Raw genomic sequence first — 15,000 nt, 5'->3', positions numbered from 1 at the left:
GGGAAACAGGTAGCCTAGGTGCTTTTTCAACGTCTCATTAATTAGGGTCAGTCCAAAATTGCTGGTCTCGGGATACTTTTCTATTAGTAGCCAAAATCAAGTGTCTTGCCTGTTTCCGCATACGTCTTGATCGACGAGAGCATCATCGACCAATTGTTGCTCGCATTTACGTAGGAGGGGTGGCCTTCTGTCCAATGATCGTGGATCAGTGTTAGCTTGGTGCAGCCGCCAACCGGTTCTAAGGTAATGGTGACGCGAGTCTGCAATTCCGCATGATTTTCGTAATAGGCAGGACCAGGATGTTCAGTGAAACTGAAAACGTGATGAGGTTCGAGCTGCAAGATTTTCCCGTATACATGAACCGTGTCGTCACCGTCTTTTCCCGGACCAACGTAAGCCATCTCATCGCCTACTTGAAAAGTCGAACGAATTGTACAGCCAAAGAAAGTGCTCTTTACACCTTCATCGGAAGTAAGGACATGCCAGACCTGCTCTGGCGTAGCACCAATGTAGTAATCGAAGCGAAGATCCATCGTTTTACCCCCTGATTTTTTCATTTGGGAATTGTAATCAAGTCTCCCAACTACTACTCTTACTATAAGAAGAATTCGGTAGTGTGTATTGTAAAAACACGACAGGAGGCGCACCTTGGAAAATCAGTCTGCCAAGTTCCCAAAGGGTGTACTGCATGCCATGATTGGGCAGAAGAAATTTTCGCTGAACAGATATGAACCATCTGCCGAAATTAGCTACTTCGTGCAGCACTACTGGGTCGTCCGATGGGATTTGCGTACGGAACCTCCTTACTCGCAAACCGTACTGGCTCATCCCAATGTAAATCTGGTGTTTGAAAAAGGAGCAACTGGCATTTTTGGTGTCGCCCGCACGACCTCTTCGCATCTATTAGAGGGACAAGGCCACGTTTTCGGAGTAAAATTCAGGCCCGGAGGTTTTTATCCGTTTCTGAATGCCCCCGTATCAAAACTGAGTGGCACTTCTACGAGTTTGGAAGCCGTATTTGGTGCTACAACCGAGCAGCTTGAAAAAGAAGTGCTAAGCCTGCCAGATGATGAGCAAATGATAAAAAGGGTAGAAGCCTTTCTATTCGAGTATTTGCCGAATCCTGACCCAAATGTAGCGCGCATCAGTGAAATCGTCAGGATGATCCAGGCAGATCGATCCGTACTCAAGGTCGAGGACGCGGTACAGTTGACCGGAATGAACATGCGGACGATGCAGCGCTTGTTTGATCGTTATGTAGGCGTCAGTCCGAAGTCAGTCATCCAACGATACAGACTACATGAGGCAGCAGAGCAGATTGACCAGGGAACGGTCCAAGATTGGCTGGACCTGTCTACCTCTCTTGGCTACTTCGATCACTCTCACTTCATTCGAGATTTTCGAGCAATCGTTGGTGTAGCGCCGAACGAGTATCGACGAGCCCAAATTTAATCATAGTGAACCCCTTCGCCTTCTGGCTGGAGGGGTTGTTTCATTACTGCATAAATTTTTATGTACGAGGCATACTTCATCATGATGAAAATACTAAATTTATTTCCTTTAATAGAATTTGATGTTTGAATAAAACATAATTAATTTTACTTAAAATGTCTTCAATATTACTAAAAATGCAGTATATTTGTGGAGTAGCGATCAATGAAGTTTTACCGATAGAAAAATAGGGGGTCAACACCGTGAAAAAAAGCGTTTTTGCAGCAATGAGTTCTATCCTGGTTCTTAGTGCGGCGCTGGCAGGCTGTGGCGGCGGCGGTGAGAAAGCAGGCGAGCAAGGCAATGCTTCTAAGGAGCAAACAAGTGGTCCTAAAGAATTGAGAATGAACATGATGTCCGAGCCACCAACTGCTGACCCTGCATTGGCTGAGGATTCTACTTCCAGTGCGGTTCTGCGTGCAACATTTGATGGTCTCACTCGTATTGGCGAAGATGGCAAACCACATCCATCTGTAGCAGAAAAAATTGACGTATCCGAAGATGGTCTTACTTATACATTCACCCTGCGTGACAGCAAATGGAGCAATGGAGAGCCAGTTACTGCAAAGGATTTCGAATTCGCTTGGAAGCGAGCGCTCAATCCGAAAACAGCATCTAACTACTCCTACCAATTGTATTACCTGAAAAACGCAGAAGAATACAACAAGGGTAAAGCAAAAGCTGAAGATGTTGGCGTAAAAGCGACAGACGATAAAACACTCGTCGTGACTTTGAAGAACCCAACACCATTCTTCTTGGAGCTGACTGCGTTCTATACGTACTACCCAGTTAACCAAAAAGTAGTGGAAGGCAGCGATAAATGGGCGGGCGAAGCAGCTACACACGTAGGTAACGGTCCATTCAAAATGGAAAAATGGGAACATAAGAGCAAATTGGTTCTCGTGAAGAGCGATACCTACTGGGATAAAGATGCTGTAAAACTCGACAAGCTCAACTTCTCCATGGTTGAAGATGCAAATACAGAGCTGTCCATGTTCGACAATGACGACCTGGATTGGTCCGGAGCTCCTTTGAGCGCACTTCCTACCGATGCGATTCCTGCATTGAAAGAATCCGGTCAAATGCAAACACGCCCGATCGCGGGTACGTACCTGTACAAATTCAATACGGAAGTTCCGCCGTTCAACAACGCGAAAATCCGTAAGGCGTTTGCTTATGCAATCGATCGTAAATCTATCATCGACAACATCACGCAAGCAAACCAAGAACCAGCTATGGGTCTGATCCCGCCAACAATGGCAGTGGCAACTAGCCCGTACTTCAAAGACGGCGATGTAGAAGTAGCGAAAAAATTGCTGGAAGAAGGTATGAAGGAAGAAGGCATTACCAAAATGCCTACCCTGACTCTTTCCTTCAACACGTCTGAAGGTCACAAGAAAATTGCCGAAGCGATCCAAGACCAATGGAAGAAAGCACTCGGCGTAGACATTAAGCTGGAAAACAAAGAATGGAAAGTATTCTTGGAAGATGTGAACCAAGGTAAATTCCAAATCGCACGTTCCAGCTGGACTGGTGACTACAACGATCCATACACGTTCTTGGACCTGTTCAAGGACAAAGATGGCGGCAACAACGACACAAAATGGGAAAATCCGAAGTACAAAGAGCTGCTGAACCAGTCTGCTTTGGAACAAGACCCAGAAAAACGCAAACAAATCCTGGCACAAGCAGAAGCCATTTTCATGGACGAAATGCCAGCAATGCCAATCTACTACTACACTCATTCTTATGTGAAAAAAGACAAAGTAAAAGGTGTAGTACTCGACGGTCTCGGTTTCGTAGACTGGAAATGGGCAGACATTCAATAAGAAAAAGCGCATAACACGTTGTAAAAAGAGAAGGGTGCTACGGCACTCTTCTTTTTTTGTAAACCATTTTAAGAGAGAACAATCGAGCAGAGGGGTGAAGATAAAAGTAGAAATTATAAAATTATAAATGAAATTACTATTGCCACTTTACTGAATGTGGATAAAGTTGGGTGAATGAAAAAATAGATCAATAAATGAAGGTTGAACCTTCATCTCTGGAAAACCTTGATATTATGCGGTTTTTCTTAGAAACATCGAGGGAGGGATGTTATGGGAAATTTATTTATCGATCAATATGTTTTATAAATTATTAATTCTCTTTATAAATAAATAAAAATTTATTAAATCATTCTAAAACATATTTAAAAAATATATAAAACCATGTATATTGATAAAAGATTTAGAAAAGGGGGATTACTTGTATGAAAAAGAATGTTTTCGTGGCAATGAGTTCTATCCTCGTTCTTGGCGCGGCACTCGCAGGATGCGGTGGCGGAAACCAGGCGGCACCAGCAGATAGCAACGCTTCTGGAGCAAAGACAGAAAATTCTGCACCAGCAACCGGCACTAAAGTATTGAAACTGAACCTGCACTCCGAGCCACCAACAGCTGACCCAGGTATCGCGGAAGATACAACTTCCGGCACCGTCATCACAGCTACCTTCGAAGGTCTGACTCGCGTTGGTAAAGACGGTAAATACCATCCAGCAGCAGCAGAGAGCTACACTGTTTCTGAAGACGGTAAAAAATATACATTCAAAATTCGTGATAATAAATGGAGCAATGGCGATCCTGTATCGGCAAAAGATTTCGAATATGCTTGGAAACGCGCTCTTGATCCAAAAACAGCTTCTAACTATGCATACCAACTGTACTATGTGAAAGGCGCAGAAGCCTTCAACAAAGGCAAGGGTAAAGTAGAAGAAGTTGGTGTAAAAGCAGTTGACGATAAAACACTGGAAGTAGAATTGGCGAGCCCAACTCCGTTCTTCCTGGAGCTGGTAGCATTCAAAACATACTTCCCAGTTAATCCAAAAGTAGTAGATGGCAACGAGAAATGGGCTACCGATGCGAAAACAGTTATTGGTAACGGTCCATTCAAAATGGATGCTTGGGAGCACAAGAGCAAACTCGTAGTTTCCAAAAACGACAACTACTGGGATAAAGACAATGTAAAATTGGACAAAATCGAATTCTCCATGGTAGAGGATGAGAATACTGAGCTGTCCATGTTCGAAAACGGTGAACTGCATTGGGCGGGATCTCCAACTTCTGCGTTGCCAACAGACGCGATCCCAGCTTTGAAAGACTCCGGCAAAATGACAACTCAGCCAATCGCGGGTACTTACTTCTACCGTTTCAACACAGAAAAACCACCATTTAACAATGTGAAAATCCGTAAAGCATTTGCGTATGCGATCGATCGTCAAAGCCTGATTGACAACATCCTGCAAGCTGGTCAATTGCCTGCAACAGGCTATGTACCACCAAGCATGGCGCTGAACAAAGACGGCTTCTACAAGGATAACGACATCGAAGCAGCGAAGAAATTGCTCGAAGAAGGTATGAAAGAAGCGGGCATCAGCAAATTCCCGGCCCTGACTCTTTCCTTCAACACTTCCGAAGGCCACAAAAAGATTGCTGAGGCAATCCAAGACCAATGGAAGAAGAACCTCGGCGTAGACGTGAAGCTCGAGAACAAAGAGTGGAAGGTATACCTGGATGACGTACACCAAGGTAAATACCAAGTGGCTCGTGCAGGCTGGTTGGGTGACTTCAACGATCCAATCAACTTCCTCGAAATGTTCAAGGAAAAAGACGGCGGAAACAACGATACTCGTTGGGAAAATCCGAAGTACAAAGAACTCCTGAACCAATCCGCTCTGGAGCTAGACCCAGAAAAACGTAAAGCAATCCTGGCGCAAGCTGAGCAAATCCTGATGGATGAAATGCCAATTATGCCAATCTACTTCTACACACAATCTTGGGTTAAAGACGACAAGGTTCAAGACGTAATCATCGATGGTCTGGGTGCTGTAGACTACAAATACGCAGATATCGCAGAAAAGAAATAATAGCTGTGCATGTAAAAGAAGAGCGGTGTTATACTCACCTCTCTTCTTTTTTTGCCTGTATAACATCCAAATTTTTACAATGTTATTGTATACTAATTTTCGTAAGATTCTCATTAGAAAAATAGGGGTGTGTATGATGAAAAAGAGTGTTTTTCTGGCTTTGAGTTCAGTCCTTGTTTTCGGTGGAATGATGACAGGGTACGAAGGCGCTATCCAAGCAGCTGAGCCTAAAGTATTAAGAATGAATCTGCAATCGGAGCCGCTTACAGCAGACCCTGGAATTGCGGAGGATACTACTTCTAGCACGATCATCACAGCTACATTCGAAGGTCTGACACGTCTCGGAAAAGATGGAAAGCTGCACCCAGCCGCGGCAGAGAGCTATACCGTTTCTGAGGATGGGAAGACTTATACATTCAAGATTCGTGAAGCAAAATGGAGCAACGGCGATCCAGTAACGGCACATGACTTCGAATATGCTTGGAAACGCGCTCTTGATCCAAAGACAGCTTCCAACTACGCTTACCAGCTATATTATGTGAAGGGCGCAGAAGCATTCAATAAAGGGGAGGGCAAGGCAGGAGACGTTGGCGTAACGGCGATGGACGATAAGACGCTAAAAGTGGAGCTGACAAACCCGACGCCATTTTTCCTGGAGCTGGTTGCTTTCAAAACATACTTCCCGGTGAACAAGAAGGTAGTCGAAAGCAACAGAAAATGGGCTGACGAGGCAAAGACGGTTGTAGGCAACGGACCATTCAAAATGGAAACATGGGAACACAAGAGCAAGCTGACTGTCGTAAAAAACGAGAAGTACTGGGATAAAGCCAATGTAAAATTGGATAAGATCGAATTCTCCATGATAGAGGATGAGAATACGGAATTGTCCTTGTTTGAAAATGACGAGCTGGACTGGGCGGGTGCTCCCATGTCTGCGCTGCCAAACGACGCACTTCCGATTTTGAGGGAAGGCGGCTTCTTGAAGACACAGCCAATCGCCGGTGCCTACTTTTACCGTTTCAATACAGAACAAGCACCGTTTACCAATGCAAAAATTCGTAAGGCGTTCGCGTATGCCATTAATCGTGAAAACATCACCTCCGATATCCTGCAAGCTGGTCAAGTACCGGCAACAAGCTATGTACCACCGAGCATGGCGTTGAACAAAGACGGTTACTTCAAAGATAATGACCTTGAAGCTGCAAAGAAGTTACTGGTGGAAGGTATGAAGGAAGAGGGTATCGCCAAACTCCCCCCAATCACACTCATCTATAACACATCCGAAGGTCATAAAAAGATCGCAAAAGAAATACAGGATAAATGGAAGAAAAACCTCGGCGTAGATATCAAGCTCGAAAATAAAGAGTGGAAGGTATACTTAGAAGATGTACACCAAGGTAATTATCAAATCGCTCGTGGGGGCTGGTTGGGTGACTTCAATGATCCCATCAACTTCTTGGAAATGTTCCAGGAAAAAGACGGCGGAAACAACGATACTTGTTGGGGAAATCAAAAGTACAAGGAGCTCCTGAACCAATCGGCTCTGGAGCAAGACCCAGAGAAGCGCAAAGCAATTCTACTGCAGGCTGAGCAAATCCTGATGGACGAAATGCCGATCATGCCAATCTACTTCTACGCGAACTCTTGGTTACAAAACGAGAATTTGAAAGACGTCGTGATGGATGGGTTGGGTGATATCGATTTCAAATACGCAGATATTACTCCATAATCAAAACACGGATGAGAAGAGGGTTTTTATGACCTCTTCTTTTTTTCTATCTCATGGACAAATGACCAATCCATTACTCCCTTGGCTACATAGAGTAAAAAGGAACTAACTGCAACCAGGGGGGATATTGATGGATATTGGTTCTTTGCTCAACATTGTAAAATCCATTCCTAAGGAAAAGCTGAGGACAGATGCGGGAATCAAGGAAGTCATTCGTGAAATGGCCAAAAAGTCAGGGAAAAAATTGACCGAGCAAGAGGTTAACGGGTATGCTGCGCAGTTTCGTCAAATGCAGAAAACAGAAAATGTCGGAAGCCTGTTGAATAAGCTTTCGAAAAAAGGTGTCACTGCAAAGGATTTGGATAATATAAAAAAACGCTTTAGATAAGGGGGGAGAGTGAGGAGGGAGGTGGGATTATCGTTGAGAAAATGAAAGCGAAAAAGAAGCAGGCTATCCCCAGGAACCCTTTGCTAGAATCGATCAACAAACTTGCGGATACACAGCATGCAAACAATGCTCAAATGATGAGAGAAATGAGTCAGGTGCGACAGGAGCTACAGGATATGAAGAATACACTGGGGCGTCTCAAACAAGCACCTCCAAGAAGTACAGGAGAACGGCGAGGTCTGCTGTTTGGAGGACGACGGAATGCCGCTCAAGTGGAAGCTGTACCCCAACCACAAAAGCATGCTATTTCTATTGAAGATTTACTGCCGCTATTACCTCATCTAGGCGATGCTATTCCCCAGTTAAAAAATCCGAAAGTAGCCGACTCCATTAAAGTGCTCTCGAATCCAGCTGTGCTTTCGCTGATCCAGCAATTTCTTGCCAACGGGGGCTTGAACATGATAAAAAAACCGGTTCAAGAAGTAAGTAGGCAAGAGAGAAGGGGATTTTTTCGATAACAAATGATTAGTTGCAAAGACTGTCTCGAGGGCTTGTGGAGGCGGTCTTTTCATTTTGGTACCAAAAGACTATAAACTTTACAGATCATCTAGCGTCTAATAGAATGGTGAACGTTGCACATTGGCTGACGCCACATAACGAAGAAAACAGACATCACGGAGGAGGTCAGGATGAAGAGACGATTTTACCCTCTGCTTTTTGCATTGCTGGTTCTACTGCTAATCCCCGGTTGGGCGGTTGCAGCAAGCAGTGCCTCAGAGGAAGCTGTCAATCTCATGATTGGTGGACAAGCAGTGAATGCTGAAGTGCCGCCAGTCATCAAGAATGGACGCACGTTGGTTCCCGTTCGTGTCATCGCCGAAGGGCTAGGTGCAAAAGTGGATTGGAATGACGCTACTCGAACAGCTGTCATTTCCAGAGGCACGCAGCAGCTCTCCCTTACACTTGACTCCAGTACGGCAATGTTGAACGGCAAACAAGTGAAGCTCGATACGCCGCCTGTTATTTCACAAAAGCGTATGCTGCTGCCACTGCGTTTTGTCGGGGAGTCCCTTGGTGTTACAGTCGGGTGGGACAACAGCACACGAACTGTCATTGCAAACGAAACACCACAGGTCAAGCTGAATGGCAAGGCACCAACTCAGCCGATCAAGCTGTATCAAGTGGAAGACACGATGTACGCGTCCGCACAAGCTGTAGCTGAGCAAGTGGGACAAAAAGACTTTGCATGGAAACGACCTGAGCGCGGGATGACAATTGATGATCAGTTGGTCCTCCCATTACGTCAATTGGAGGACGAGCTTGGAGGGTCATTTGCGTGGGACAAGAAAAATAATGAGGTTGAGATCGATCGCCTCAATGTTTTGAAAGATGTATCTAAGGACGGCGACCGTGTTCGTATTGAAACGACCATACCTGTAATTCCTCAGTCCTTTGTGATGACAGGTCCTCACCGGATCGTCTTGGATCTCCCACAAACAGCATTGGATGATGATTTAGTCGAAGATCTAAAACGTCAAGACGAGAAAAATGATCGTGTAGGTGAATCCGAGGAATCAGCCTCAGCTGATGATGAAGACCAAGACAGAGATTCAGATTTTGATGAACAGAATCAGGCAGAACAAGCGAAAGAAGAACCTCTGATTGCTGACCTACGTTATAGCCAATACAGTGCATCTCCTGACACGGTCCGCGTTGTTATTGAGCTGAACCAAAAGAGCACGTATGAGCTGGCTTACACGAAAGACGGTATCGAAGTAAAATTGACGCCAAAACCGAAGAAAACAGGCTACCTGATCGTCGTTGACGCCGGTCATGGAGGAAAAGACCCAGGCACGAAGGGCTCCGCTGGCAACAATGAAAAAGATTACAACTTGGCTGTCTCGAATAAGATAGTGGATTTGCTGAAGCAATATCCAGAGTTTCAAGTCGTTCCCGTACGCACGACAGATGTGTTTTATGAACTGTCAGAGCGTGCCGCTTTTGCTAATGAGTTAGAAGCCGACATGTTCTTGTCTATTCATGCCAACGCATTCCCGAAACCGACGGCTGCAGGAACAGAAACTTTCTATTATAATGAAAACAGTAAAGACTTTGCCCAAGTAGTACATAAACATTTACGTGGGGCAACGCAGTTCCCGGATCGAGGCGTCAAGCAGAGTGGCTTTTATGTGATCAAAAACACGAAAATGCCTGCTGTGTTGACCGAGACAGGCTTCCTCTCCAATCCACAGGAGAACGCGCAGCTGACGAATCCGGCATTCCAAGATAAAATCGCGAAAGCCATTGTTGCGGCTATTCGTGAATACTACGAGTCTTATCAGTAAGGGGGCTTTTCACGATGAAAAAAAGTCGAGTGATCTGGATGGCAGCGTTAGTAATGCTGCTTTTGGCCGGATGTGGGCAAAACGCGACAGAAACACCACAGCCAACCACACCAGTAGAACAGCCATCTGGTTCAAACACTGATCCATCGACAACTGAGCCGACTCTGAAAAAGCAAATGGTCACCGTTTACTATTCGGATAATAATGTGATGGAGCTGCAAAAGGAAGAGCAAGAGATCACGTTTGCAGAAGATATCGAGAAGTACAAAAAGACACTTGCCCTGTTGGAGACGCCTGTAAAGCCAGACGTGCACATTCCACTGTGGAAAGACTTCAAGTACCATTCGATCACATTTGATAAAGGAACCCTGACGATTGATGCGGATAGCAAGAATCAGTTCAACATGGGGTCAAGTGGCGAGACGATGGCTTTGAATGCGTTGAAGAATACATTCTTTCAGTTCTCGGAAGTAAAGGAAATTGTCTTCTTGGAGGATGGCAAGAAAGTAGAAACGCTGATGGGGCACGTAGATCTCACCGAGCCACTGAAACGAGACAATTAATCTTCACCATAAAGGTGGCACATCCTGTTAACGGGAAGTGCCGCTTTTTTCTCGTATAGTGGCTGTCGTGAGGAGAAGAATATTTCCAGTCTAGGCTCCAGGCTCCGCTCGGTAGGACTCCACAAGTCGCTACGTCTGGAAATATTCTCCTCTTGCGTTACTGACTACATTCTTCATTCTTTTAAGGCTTTAAAAACTGGGGGAACACTGAAAGCTCGTAGAGGAAACAGGAGAAATAAGCGAAGATCTTTGGTACACCGACCGAGGTGTAATGAAAAAAAGCGAAACAAGCTTTTAGCGTCCACCTCTGAGACACCTCTTGAATGGACCACTTTGGACGCGGGTTTCGCTTTTTTTCATGGAGACGGGCAGTGAATCCCTCAGCGGGTGGGACAAGAAGCTGAGCGTTTTCTCCTGTTTCCTCCTCTCCCCAACAGCCGGACATCGGGACATCATTTTTTATGTTGGCGTTTCTTCCCGATCCGTAAAAAGAAACTTGATGGCATACACCCCAAACAAGCCTACCAGCGTATACACGATTCGACTTACGATAGACTCCGCTCCACCAAACAAGCTTGCGACTAAATCAAATTGAAATAACCCGATTAATCCCCAGTTCAGGGCACCAATAATCACAAAAAGCAAGGCCAGCCGTTCCACATGGACACCCCCACCAAAAGAATAGGGACAGTATTCCCACGCTTGCGCCGTTTTACAACAGGAATCCCCGCATCTTTAAGAAAGCTTTACATTCACAACATAATACGACAACATTCCCGCTGTATAGTTTGTACTTGTAAGAGAGAAAAAAACAAACCGAACCTTTTAAGGAGGATTTTCATCCAATGAAAAAACTCAGCAAAATGTTTATTGCGCTGACATGTGTAGGGGCATTACTCGCGGGGTGCGGAAGTGGCAACACTGCACAGACACCAGCACCAGCGCAAAAACCAGCTCAGGAGCAAAGCAACTCTGGTTCGACACCAAAAACTTCCGGTGAACCTGTAACAGCAGTGGGTTCTACCGCTTTACAGCCTCTGGTCGAGCAAGCGGCCAAAGACTTTATGGCAAAAAATGCAGGCGCACAAATTCAAGTACAAGGCGGAGGAAGCGGCACGGGCTTGAGCCAAGTAGCAAGCGGTGCAGCAACGATTGGTAACTCCGATATTTTTGCAGAAGAGAAAAAAGGCATTCCAGCAAACGAACTGGTAGATCATAAAGTAGCGGTTGTCGGTATGGCAGCAGCGGTAAGCCCACAAGTAAAAGTGGACAACTTGACTAAGCAACAATTGATCGACATCTTCACTGGAAAAATCACCAACTGGAAAGAAGTTGGCGGCGAAGACATGAAGATCACGCTGGTTAACCGTCCGAAATCTTCCGGAACTCGCGCGACATTCAGCAAATTCGCGTTGGATGGCAAAGAAGAAGCGGAAGGTATCACGGAGGATTCCTCCGGTACTGTTCGCAAAATCATTGCTGAGACACCAGGTGCAATTGGTTACTTGGCACTGTCCTACTTCAATGACTCTGTAAAAGCTCTGAAATTGGATGGCGTGGAAGCAAACGCAGAAAACATTACATCGAACAAATATCCAGTATGGGCGTACGAGCATATGTACACCAAAGGTGAAGCAACTGGCGATGCAAAAGCGTTCCTGGACTTCATCCTGACTGACGAAGTACAAAAGAAAACTGTAACAGAATTGGGCTTCCTGCCAATCACAGATATGAAAGTGGAACGTGATGCAGAAGGCAAAGTAGCACAAAAATAAGCGTTATCGTCAACAGCAAAATAGAGGGGTAGGGGGGCCTTCCCCTCATTTTGCTTGCGTACAGTCGTTTTCTTTCCAGGAGGGAGAACATGAGCCATCGTACTGAAGGGGTAAATACAGAGCGTAAATCGATGATTGCGCAAAAAATGCTGACAACGAACAAGCGTCAAAAGACAGAGAATATTACTGGCAAAACCATCGCGATGATTTGTGCGGGTTTGCTCGTTATTGTTGTTTTATCGATCACTTATTTTATTGCTTCAAAAGGGCTGTCGACGTTCTTCGTCGATGGAGTAAGCTTCAAAGAATTTTTAACTCATGACAAATGGGACCCAGAAGGTGAGCCATCCGCGTATGGTGTGTTGCCCTTTATCCTTGGTTCTTTTTTCGTAACGGCACTGGCTGCTTTGATTGCAGCGCCACTCGGAATCGGCGCCGCTATTTTTATGACAGAAATCTTTCCAGGATTCGGGAAAAAAGTGTTGAAGCCAGTTATCGAGCTGTTGGTTGGTATCCCTTCGGTCGTATACGGCTATGTTGGACTAACTTTGCTTGTTCCATTTATTCGCGAACAATTTGATGTTCTTGGCTTCAGCTTATTAGCAGGGGGACTCGTTCTTGCCCTGATGATTTTGCCTACTATTACGAGTGTGGCAGCAGATGCAATTGAGGCTGTTCCGCAAGATTTGCGCAACGCTTCGCTCGCGCTGGGTGCTACTCGCTGGCAAACAATTTGGAATGTCGTGTTGCATTCTGCACTTCCTGGCTGTTTGACGGCCATTGTTCTGGGAATGTCTCGCGCTTTTGGAGAAGCTTTGGCTGTGCAAATGGTTATCGGTAACACAACGAAGCTGCCAGGCGGTTTGTTCGACCCGATCAGTACGCTCACTAGCGGTATTACATTGAACATGGGGAATACGATTCAAGGAACTCCGTATAACAATGCTCTCTGGTCAATGGCTTTGCTGCTCTTGGCGATGTCTTTCGTCTTTATCGTGATTTTGCGCCTGTTGGGCAGAAAGAGGTTGGCAAAATAGATGAAAGCGAGACTGATGGACCGCGCTGCTACTGTTGTTTTGACACTGATTGCCGTACTGATTATCGGTACCTTGGTGGGACTATTGGGCTTCATTCTCTCGCAAGGCTGGCATAAGCTGAATCTCGACTTTTTGACCTCTCCGCCGGATATCGTCAATGCGGGTGGCGGGATTGGACCACAGCTTTTCAACTCGTTGTACTTGCTGGTCCTGACCATGCTGATCGCGTTGCCACTCGGAATCGGAGCAGGCATTTATATGGCTGAGTATGCGCCGGATAACAAGATTACACAGTTTATCCGCATGAGTATAGAAGTATTGTCTTCCCTTCCGTCTATCGTAGTTGGTTTGTTTGGATTGCTCGTATTCGTAAATATGACTGGCTGGGGCTATACCCTGTTTGGTGGAGCACTTGCGCTGACGGTATTTAACCTGCCACTTTTGGTTCGTGTTACAGAGGATGCACTACGCAACGTACCGCGCAGTCAAAAGGAAGCAAGTCTTGCGCTTGGTATTACCAAATGGCGTACCATCGTGTCTGTCATCCTTCCAGCAGCACTCCCAGGTATCATTACAGGTGCCATTCTGGCATCTGGCCGTGTATTTGGGGAAGCAGCTGCCTTGCTGTTTACAGCGGGGATGTCTTCACCGAATCTGGATTTCACCGACTTCTCATTGAATAGTACGACCTCACCGTTGAACCCGTTCCGTCCTGCCGAGACATTGGCCGTGCATATTTGGAAGGTAAACAGCGAGGGGCTGACACCGGATGCGCGTGATGTCGCAGATGGCGCGGCTGCTGTTCTGATTATTGCCGTCATGCTCTTTAACCTTTCCGCTCGTTGGTTCGGGAATTGGGTTTACAAAAAGATGACGTCAGGATCAAACTAAGAAGAGGTAGGTGGCAGCCATGTCCGTACTGACCATGCAAGAAACGATCATTCAGACGAATAACGTGAATGTATACTACGGAGAAAAGCAAGCCGTAAAAAATATATCGATGGATATTGAACGCAACTCCGTGACGGCCTTTATCGGTCCGTCCGGATGTGGGAAATCGACACTTCTACGGAGCTTGAACCGGATGAATGATCTGGTTCCTTCTTGTCGTGTAGAGGGTTCCATTATTGTAGATGGTATCGACATTAACAGCTCGCAAGTAAACATCGAGAGTCTACGCCAAGTGGTAGGAATGGTATTCCAACGAGCGAATCCATTTTTCAAATCGATCTATGAAAACATCGCATTTGCACCGCGTTTTCACGGGATGACCAATAGACGTGATTTGGATGAATTGGTTGAGTCGAGCTTGCGAAAAGCAGCGCTTTGGGATGAGGTAAAGGATCGTCTTCGTGACTCAGCGCTCTCCCTTTCTGGTGGACAGCAGCAAAGGCTTTGTATCGCGCGTGCAATCGCGATGCAGCCAACCATTTTGCTATTGGACGAACCGGCTTCCGCTCTTGATCCGATCTCTACCATGAAAATCGAAGAGCTGGTCATGCAGCTAAAAAATGAGTATACGATCGTGATCGTTACCCATAACCTGCATCAGGCAGCGCGAATTTCTGAGAAAACCGCCTTCTTCCTAATGGGTGAGCTGATCGAGATGGATGAGACAGGGAAAATCTTCACATCACCTGAGAACGAAAAAACCGAAGCGTATATTAGCGGACGTTTTGGTTAATAGAATGAAAAGCCCTCCCGAGCACATGTGGGGACTGACCCCCGTCCGTAGGACAGGTATCAAAACACCATTGCGAATTAAGCA

At 45.8% G+C, this 15,000-nt stretch carries 14 protein-coding genes; 12 read left to right on the top strand and 2 right to left on the bottom strand.

Annotation, left to right across the window (positions count from 1 at the left end):
• Nucleotides 1-83: 83 nt before the first annotated feature.
• Nucleotides 84-533 (bottom strand): SRPBCC family protein, encoded by a 450-nt coding sequence (locus ACQ5DJ_RS29265; RefSeq protein WP_429845512.1) that lies wholly within the window; start codon nt 531-533, stop codon nt 84-86.
• Nucleotides 534-648: 115 nt separating this feature from the next.
• On the opposite strand from ACQ5DJ_RS29265, the gene ACQ5DJ_RS29260 reads away from it, so the two are divergent.
• The 8 genes from ACQ5DJ_RS29260 (at nt 649) to ACQ5DJ_RS29225 (ending at nt 10,420) form a co-directional block, all read left to right on the top strand.
• Nucleotides 649-1,452, top strand: coding sequence for an AraC family transcriptional regulator (locus tag ACQ5DJ_RS29260; protein WP_429845511.1), 804 nt, complete (start codon nt 649-651; stop codon nt 1,450-1,452).
• A gap of 242 nt (nt 1,453-1,694) precedes the next feature.
• Nucleotides 1,695-3,320: a peptide ABC transporter substrate-binding protein gene (locus ACQ5DJ_RS29255; RefSeq protein WP_429845510.1), complete on the top strand. Its 1,626-nt coding sequence runs from the start codon at nt 1,695-1,697 to the stop codon at nt 3,318-3,320.
• Nucleotides 3,321-3,742: 422 nt separating this feature from the next.
• Nucleotides 3,743-5,395 carry a peptide ABC transporter substrate-binding protein gene (locus ACQ5DJ_RS29250; RefSeq protein ID WP_429845509.1) on the top strand — a complete coding sequence of 551 codons (1,653 nt, stop codon included), beginning with the start codon at nt 3,743-3,745 and terminating at the stop codon, nt 5,393-5,395.
• Between the two features lie 136 nt (nt 5,396-5,531).
• Complete coding sequence (locus tag ACQ5DJ_RS29245) at nt 5,532-7,124, top strand: peptide ABC transporter substrate-binding protein (protein WP_429845513.1); 1,593 nt, start codon at nt 5,532-5,534, stop codon at nt 7,122-7,124.
• Nucleotides 7,125-7,254: 130 nt separating this feature from the next.
• Nucleotides 7,255-7,512 carry a hypothetical protein gene (locus ACQ5DJ_RS29240; RefSeq protein WP_429845508.1) on the top strand — a complete coding sequence of 86 codons (258 nt, stop codon included), beginning with the start codon at nt 7,255-7,257 and terminating at the stop codon, nt 7,510-7,512.
• Nucleotides 7,513-7,553: 41 nt separating this feature from the next.
• Nucleotides 7,554-8,030 (top strand): hypothetical protein, encoded by a 477-nt coding sequence (locus ACQ5DJ_RS29235; protein ID WP_429845507.1) that lies wholly within the window; start codon nt 7,554-7,556, stop codon nt 8,028-8,030.
• Nucleotides 8,031-8,201: 171 nt separating this feature from the next.
• Nucleotides 8,202-9,857: an N-acetylmuramoyl-L-alanine amidase gene (locus ACQ5DJ_RS29230; RefSeq protein ID WP_429845506.1), complete on the top strand. Its 1,656-nt coding sequence runs from the start codon at nt 8,202-8,204 to the stop codon at nt 9,855-9,857.
• Between the two features lie 14 nt (nt 9,858-9,871).
• Nucleotides 9,872-10,420: a GerMN domain-containing protein gene (locus ACQ5DJ_RS29225; RefSeq protein ID WP_429845505.1), complete on the top strand. Its 549-nt coding sequence runs from the start codon at nt 9,872-9,874 to the stop codon at nt 10,418-10,420.
• 459 nt (nt 10,421-10,879) lie between these two features.
• Here ACQ5DJ_RS29225 and ACQ5DJ_RS29220 read toward each other — a convergent pair whose 3' ends face one another.
• Complete coding sequence (locus tag ACQ5DJ_RS29220) at nt 10,880-11,080, bottom strand: DUF378 domain-containing protein (protein ID WP_047073978.1); 201 nt, start codon at nt 11,078-11,080, stop codon at nt 10,880-10,882.
• 185 nt (nt 11,081-11,265) lie between these two features.
• Here ACQ5DJ_RS29220 and ACQ5DJ_RS29215 point away from each other — a divergent pair, with 185 nt between their 5' ends.
• The 4 genes from ACQ5DJ_RS29215 (at nt 11,266) to pstB (ending at nt 14,916) form a co-directional block, all read left to right on the top strand.
• Nucleotides 11,266-12,195 (top strand): phosphate ABC transporter substrate-binding protein, encoded by a 930-nt coding sequence (locus ACQ5DJ_RS29215; RefSeq protein WP_429845504.1) that lies wholly within the window; start codon nt 11,266-11,268, stop codon nt 12,193-12,195.
• Nucleotides 12,196-12,284: 89 nt separating this feature from the next.
• Entirely contained in the window at nt 12,285-13,232 is a 948-nt protein-coding gene (pstC, locus tag ACQ5DJ_RS29210; RefSeq protein WP_429845503.1) for a phosphate ABC transporter permease subunit PstC, read from the top strand.
• Nucleotides 13,233-14,123, top strand: a complete 891-nt coding sequence (gene pstA, locus ACQ5DJ_RS29205) for a phosphate ABC transporter permease PstA (protein ID WP_144617986.1) — start codon at nt 13,233-13,235, stop codon at nt 14,121-14,123.
• A gap of 19 nt (nt 14,124-14,142) precedes the next feature.
• On the top strand, nt 14,143-14,916 hold the full coding sequence (gene pstB, locus ACQ5DJ_RS29200) for a phosphate ABC transporter ATP-binding protein PstB (RefSeq protein WP_429845502.1): 774 nt from the start codon (nt 14,143-14,145) through the stop codon (nt 14,914-14,916).
• The last annotated feature ends 84 nt before the right edge of the window (nt 14,917-15,000 follow it).

The sequence above is a fragment of the Brevibacillus sp. FIR094 genome, from assembly GCF_050477165.1.
GTDB lineage: Bacteria > Bacillota > Bacilli > Brevibacillales > Brevibacillaceae > Brevibacillus.
The sequence above is the reverse complement of the archived record's forward strand: the minus strand, read 5'-3'. Positions and strand labels throughout refer to the sequence as shown.

Coding starts and splice junctions, on each gene's coding strand:
- ACQ5DJ_RS29265 (WP_429845512.1), bottom strand. CDS start 533: ATGGATCTTCGCTTCGATTACTACATTGGTGCTACGCCAGAGCAGGTC.
- ACQ5DJ_RS29250 (WP_429845509.1), top strand. CDS start 3,743: ATGAAAAAGAATGTTTTCGTGGCAATGAGTTCTATCCTCGTTCTTGGC.
- ACQ5DJ_RS29245 (WP_429845513.1), top strand. CDS start 5,532: ATGAAAAAGAGTGTTTTTCTGGCTTTGAGTTCAGTCCTTGTTTTCGGT.
- ACQ5DJ_RS29240 (WP_429845508.1), top strand. CDS start 7,255: ATGGATATTGGTTCTTTGCTCAACATTGTAAAATCCATTCCTAAGGAA.
- ACQ5DJ_RS29235 (WP_429845507.1), top strand. CDS start 7,554: ATGAAAGCGAAAAAGAAGCAGGCTATCCCCAGGAACCCTTTGCTAGAA.
- ACQ5DJ_RS29230 (WP_429845506.1), top strand. CDS start 8,202: ATGAAGAGACGATTTTACCCTCTGCTTTTTGCATTGCTGGTTCTACTG.
- ACQ5DJ_RS29225 (WP_429845505.1), top strand. CDS start 9,872: ATGAAAAAAAGTCGAGTGATCTGGATGGCAGCGTTAGTAATGCTGCTT.
- ACQ5DJ_RS29215 (WP_429845504.1), top strand. CDS start 11,266: ATGAAAAAACTCAGCAAAATGTTTATTGCGCTGACATGTGTAGGGGCA.
- pstC (WP_429845503.1), top strand. CDS start 12,285: ATGAGCCATCGTACTGAAGGGGTAAATACAGAGCGTAAATCGATGATT.
- pstA (WP_144617986.1), top strand. CDS start 13,233: ATGAAAGCGAGACTGATGGACCGCGCTGCTACTGTTGTTTTGACACTG.
- pstB (WP_429845502.1), top strand. CDS start 14,143: ATGTCCGTACTGACCATGCAAGAAACGATCATTCAGACGAATAACGTG.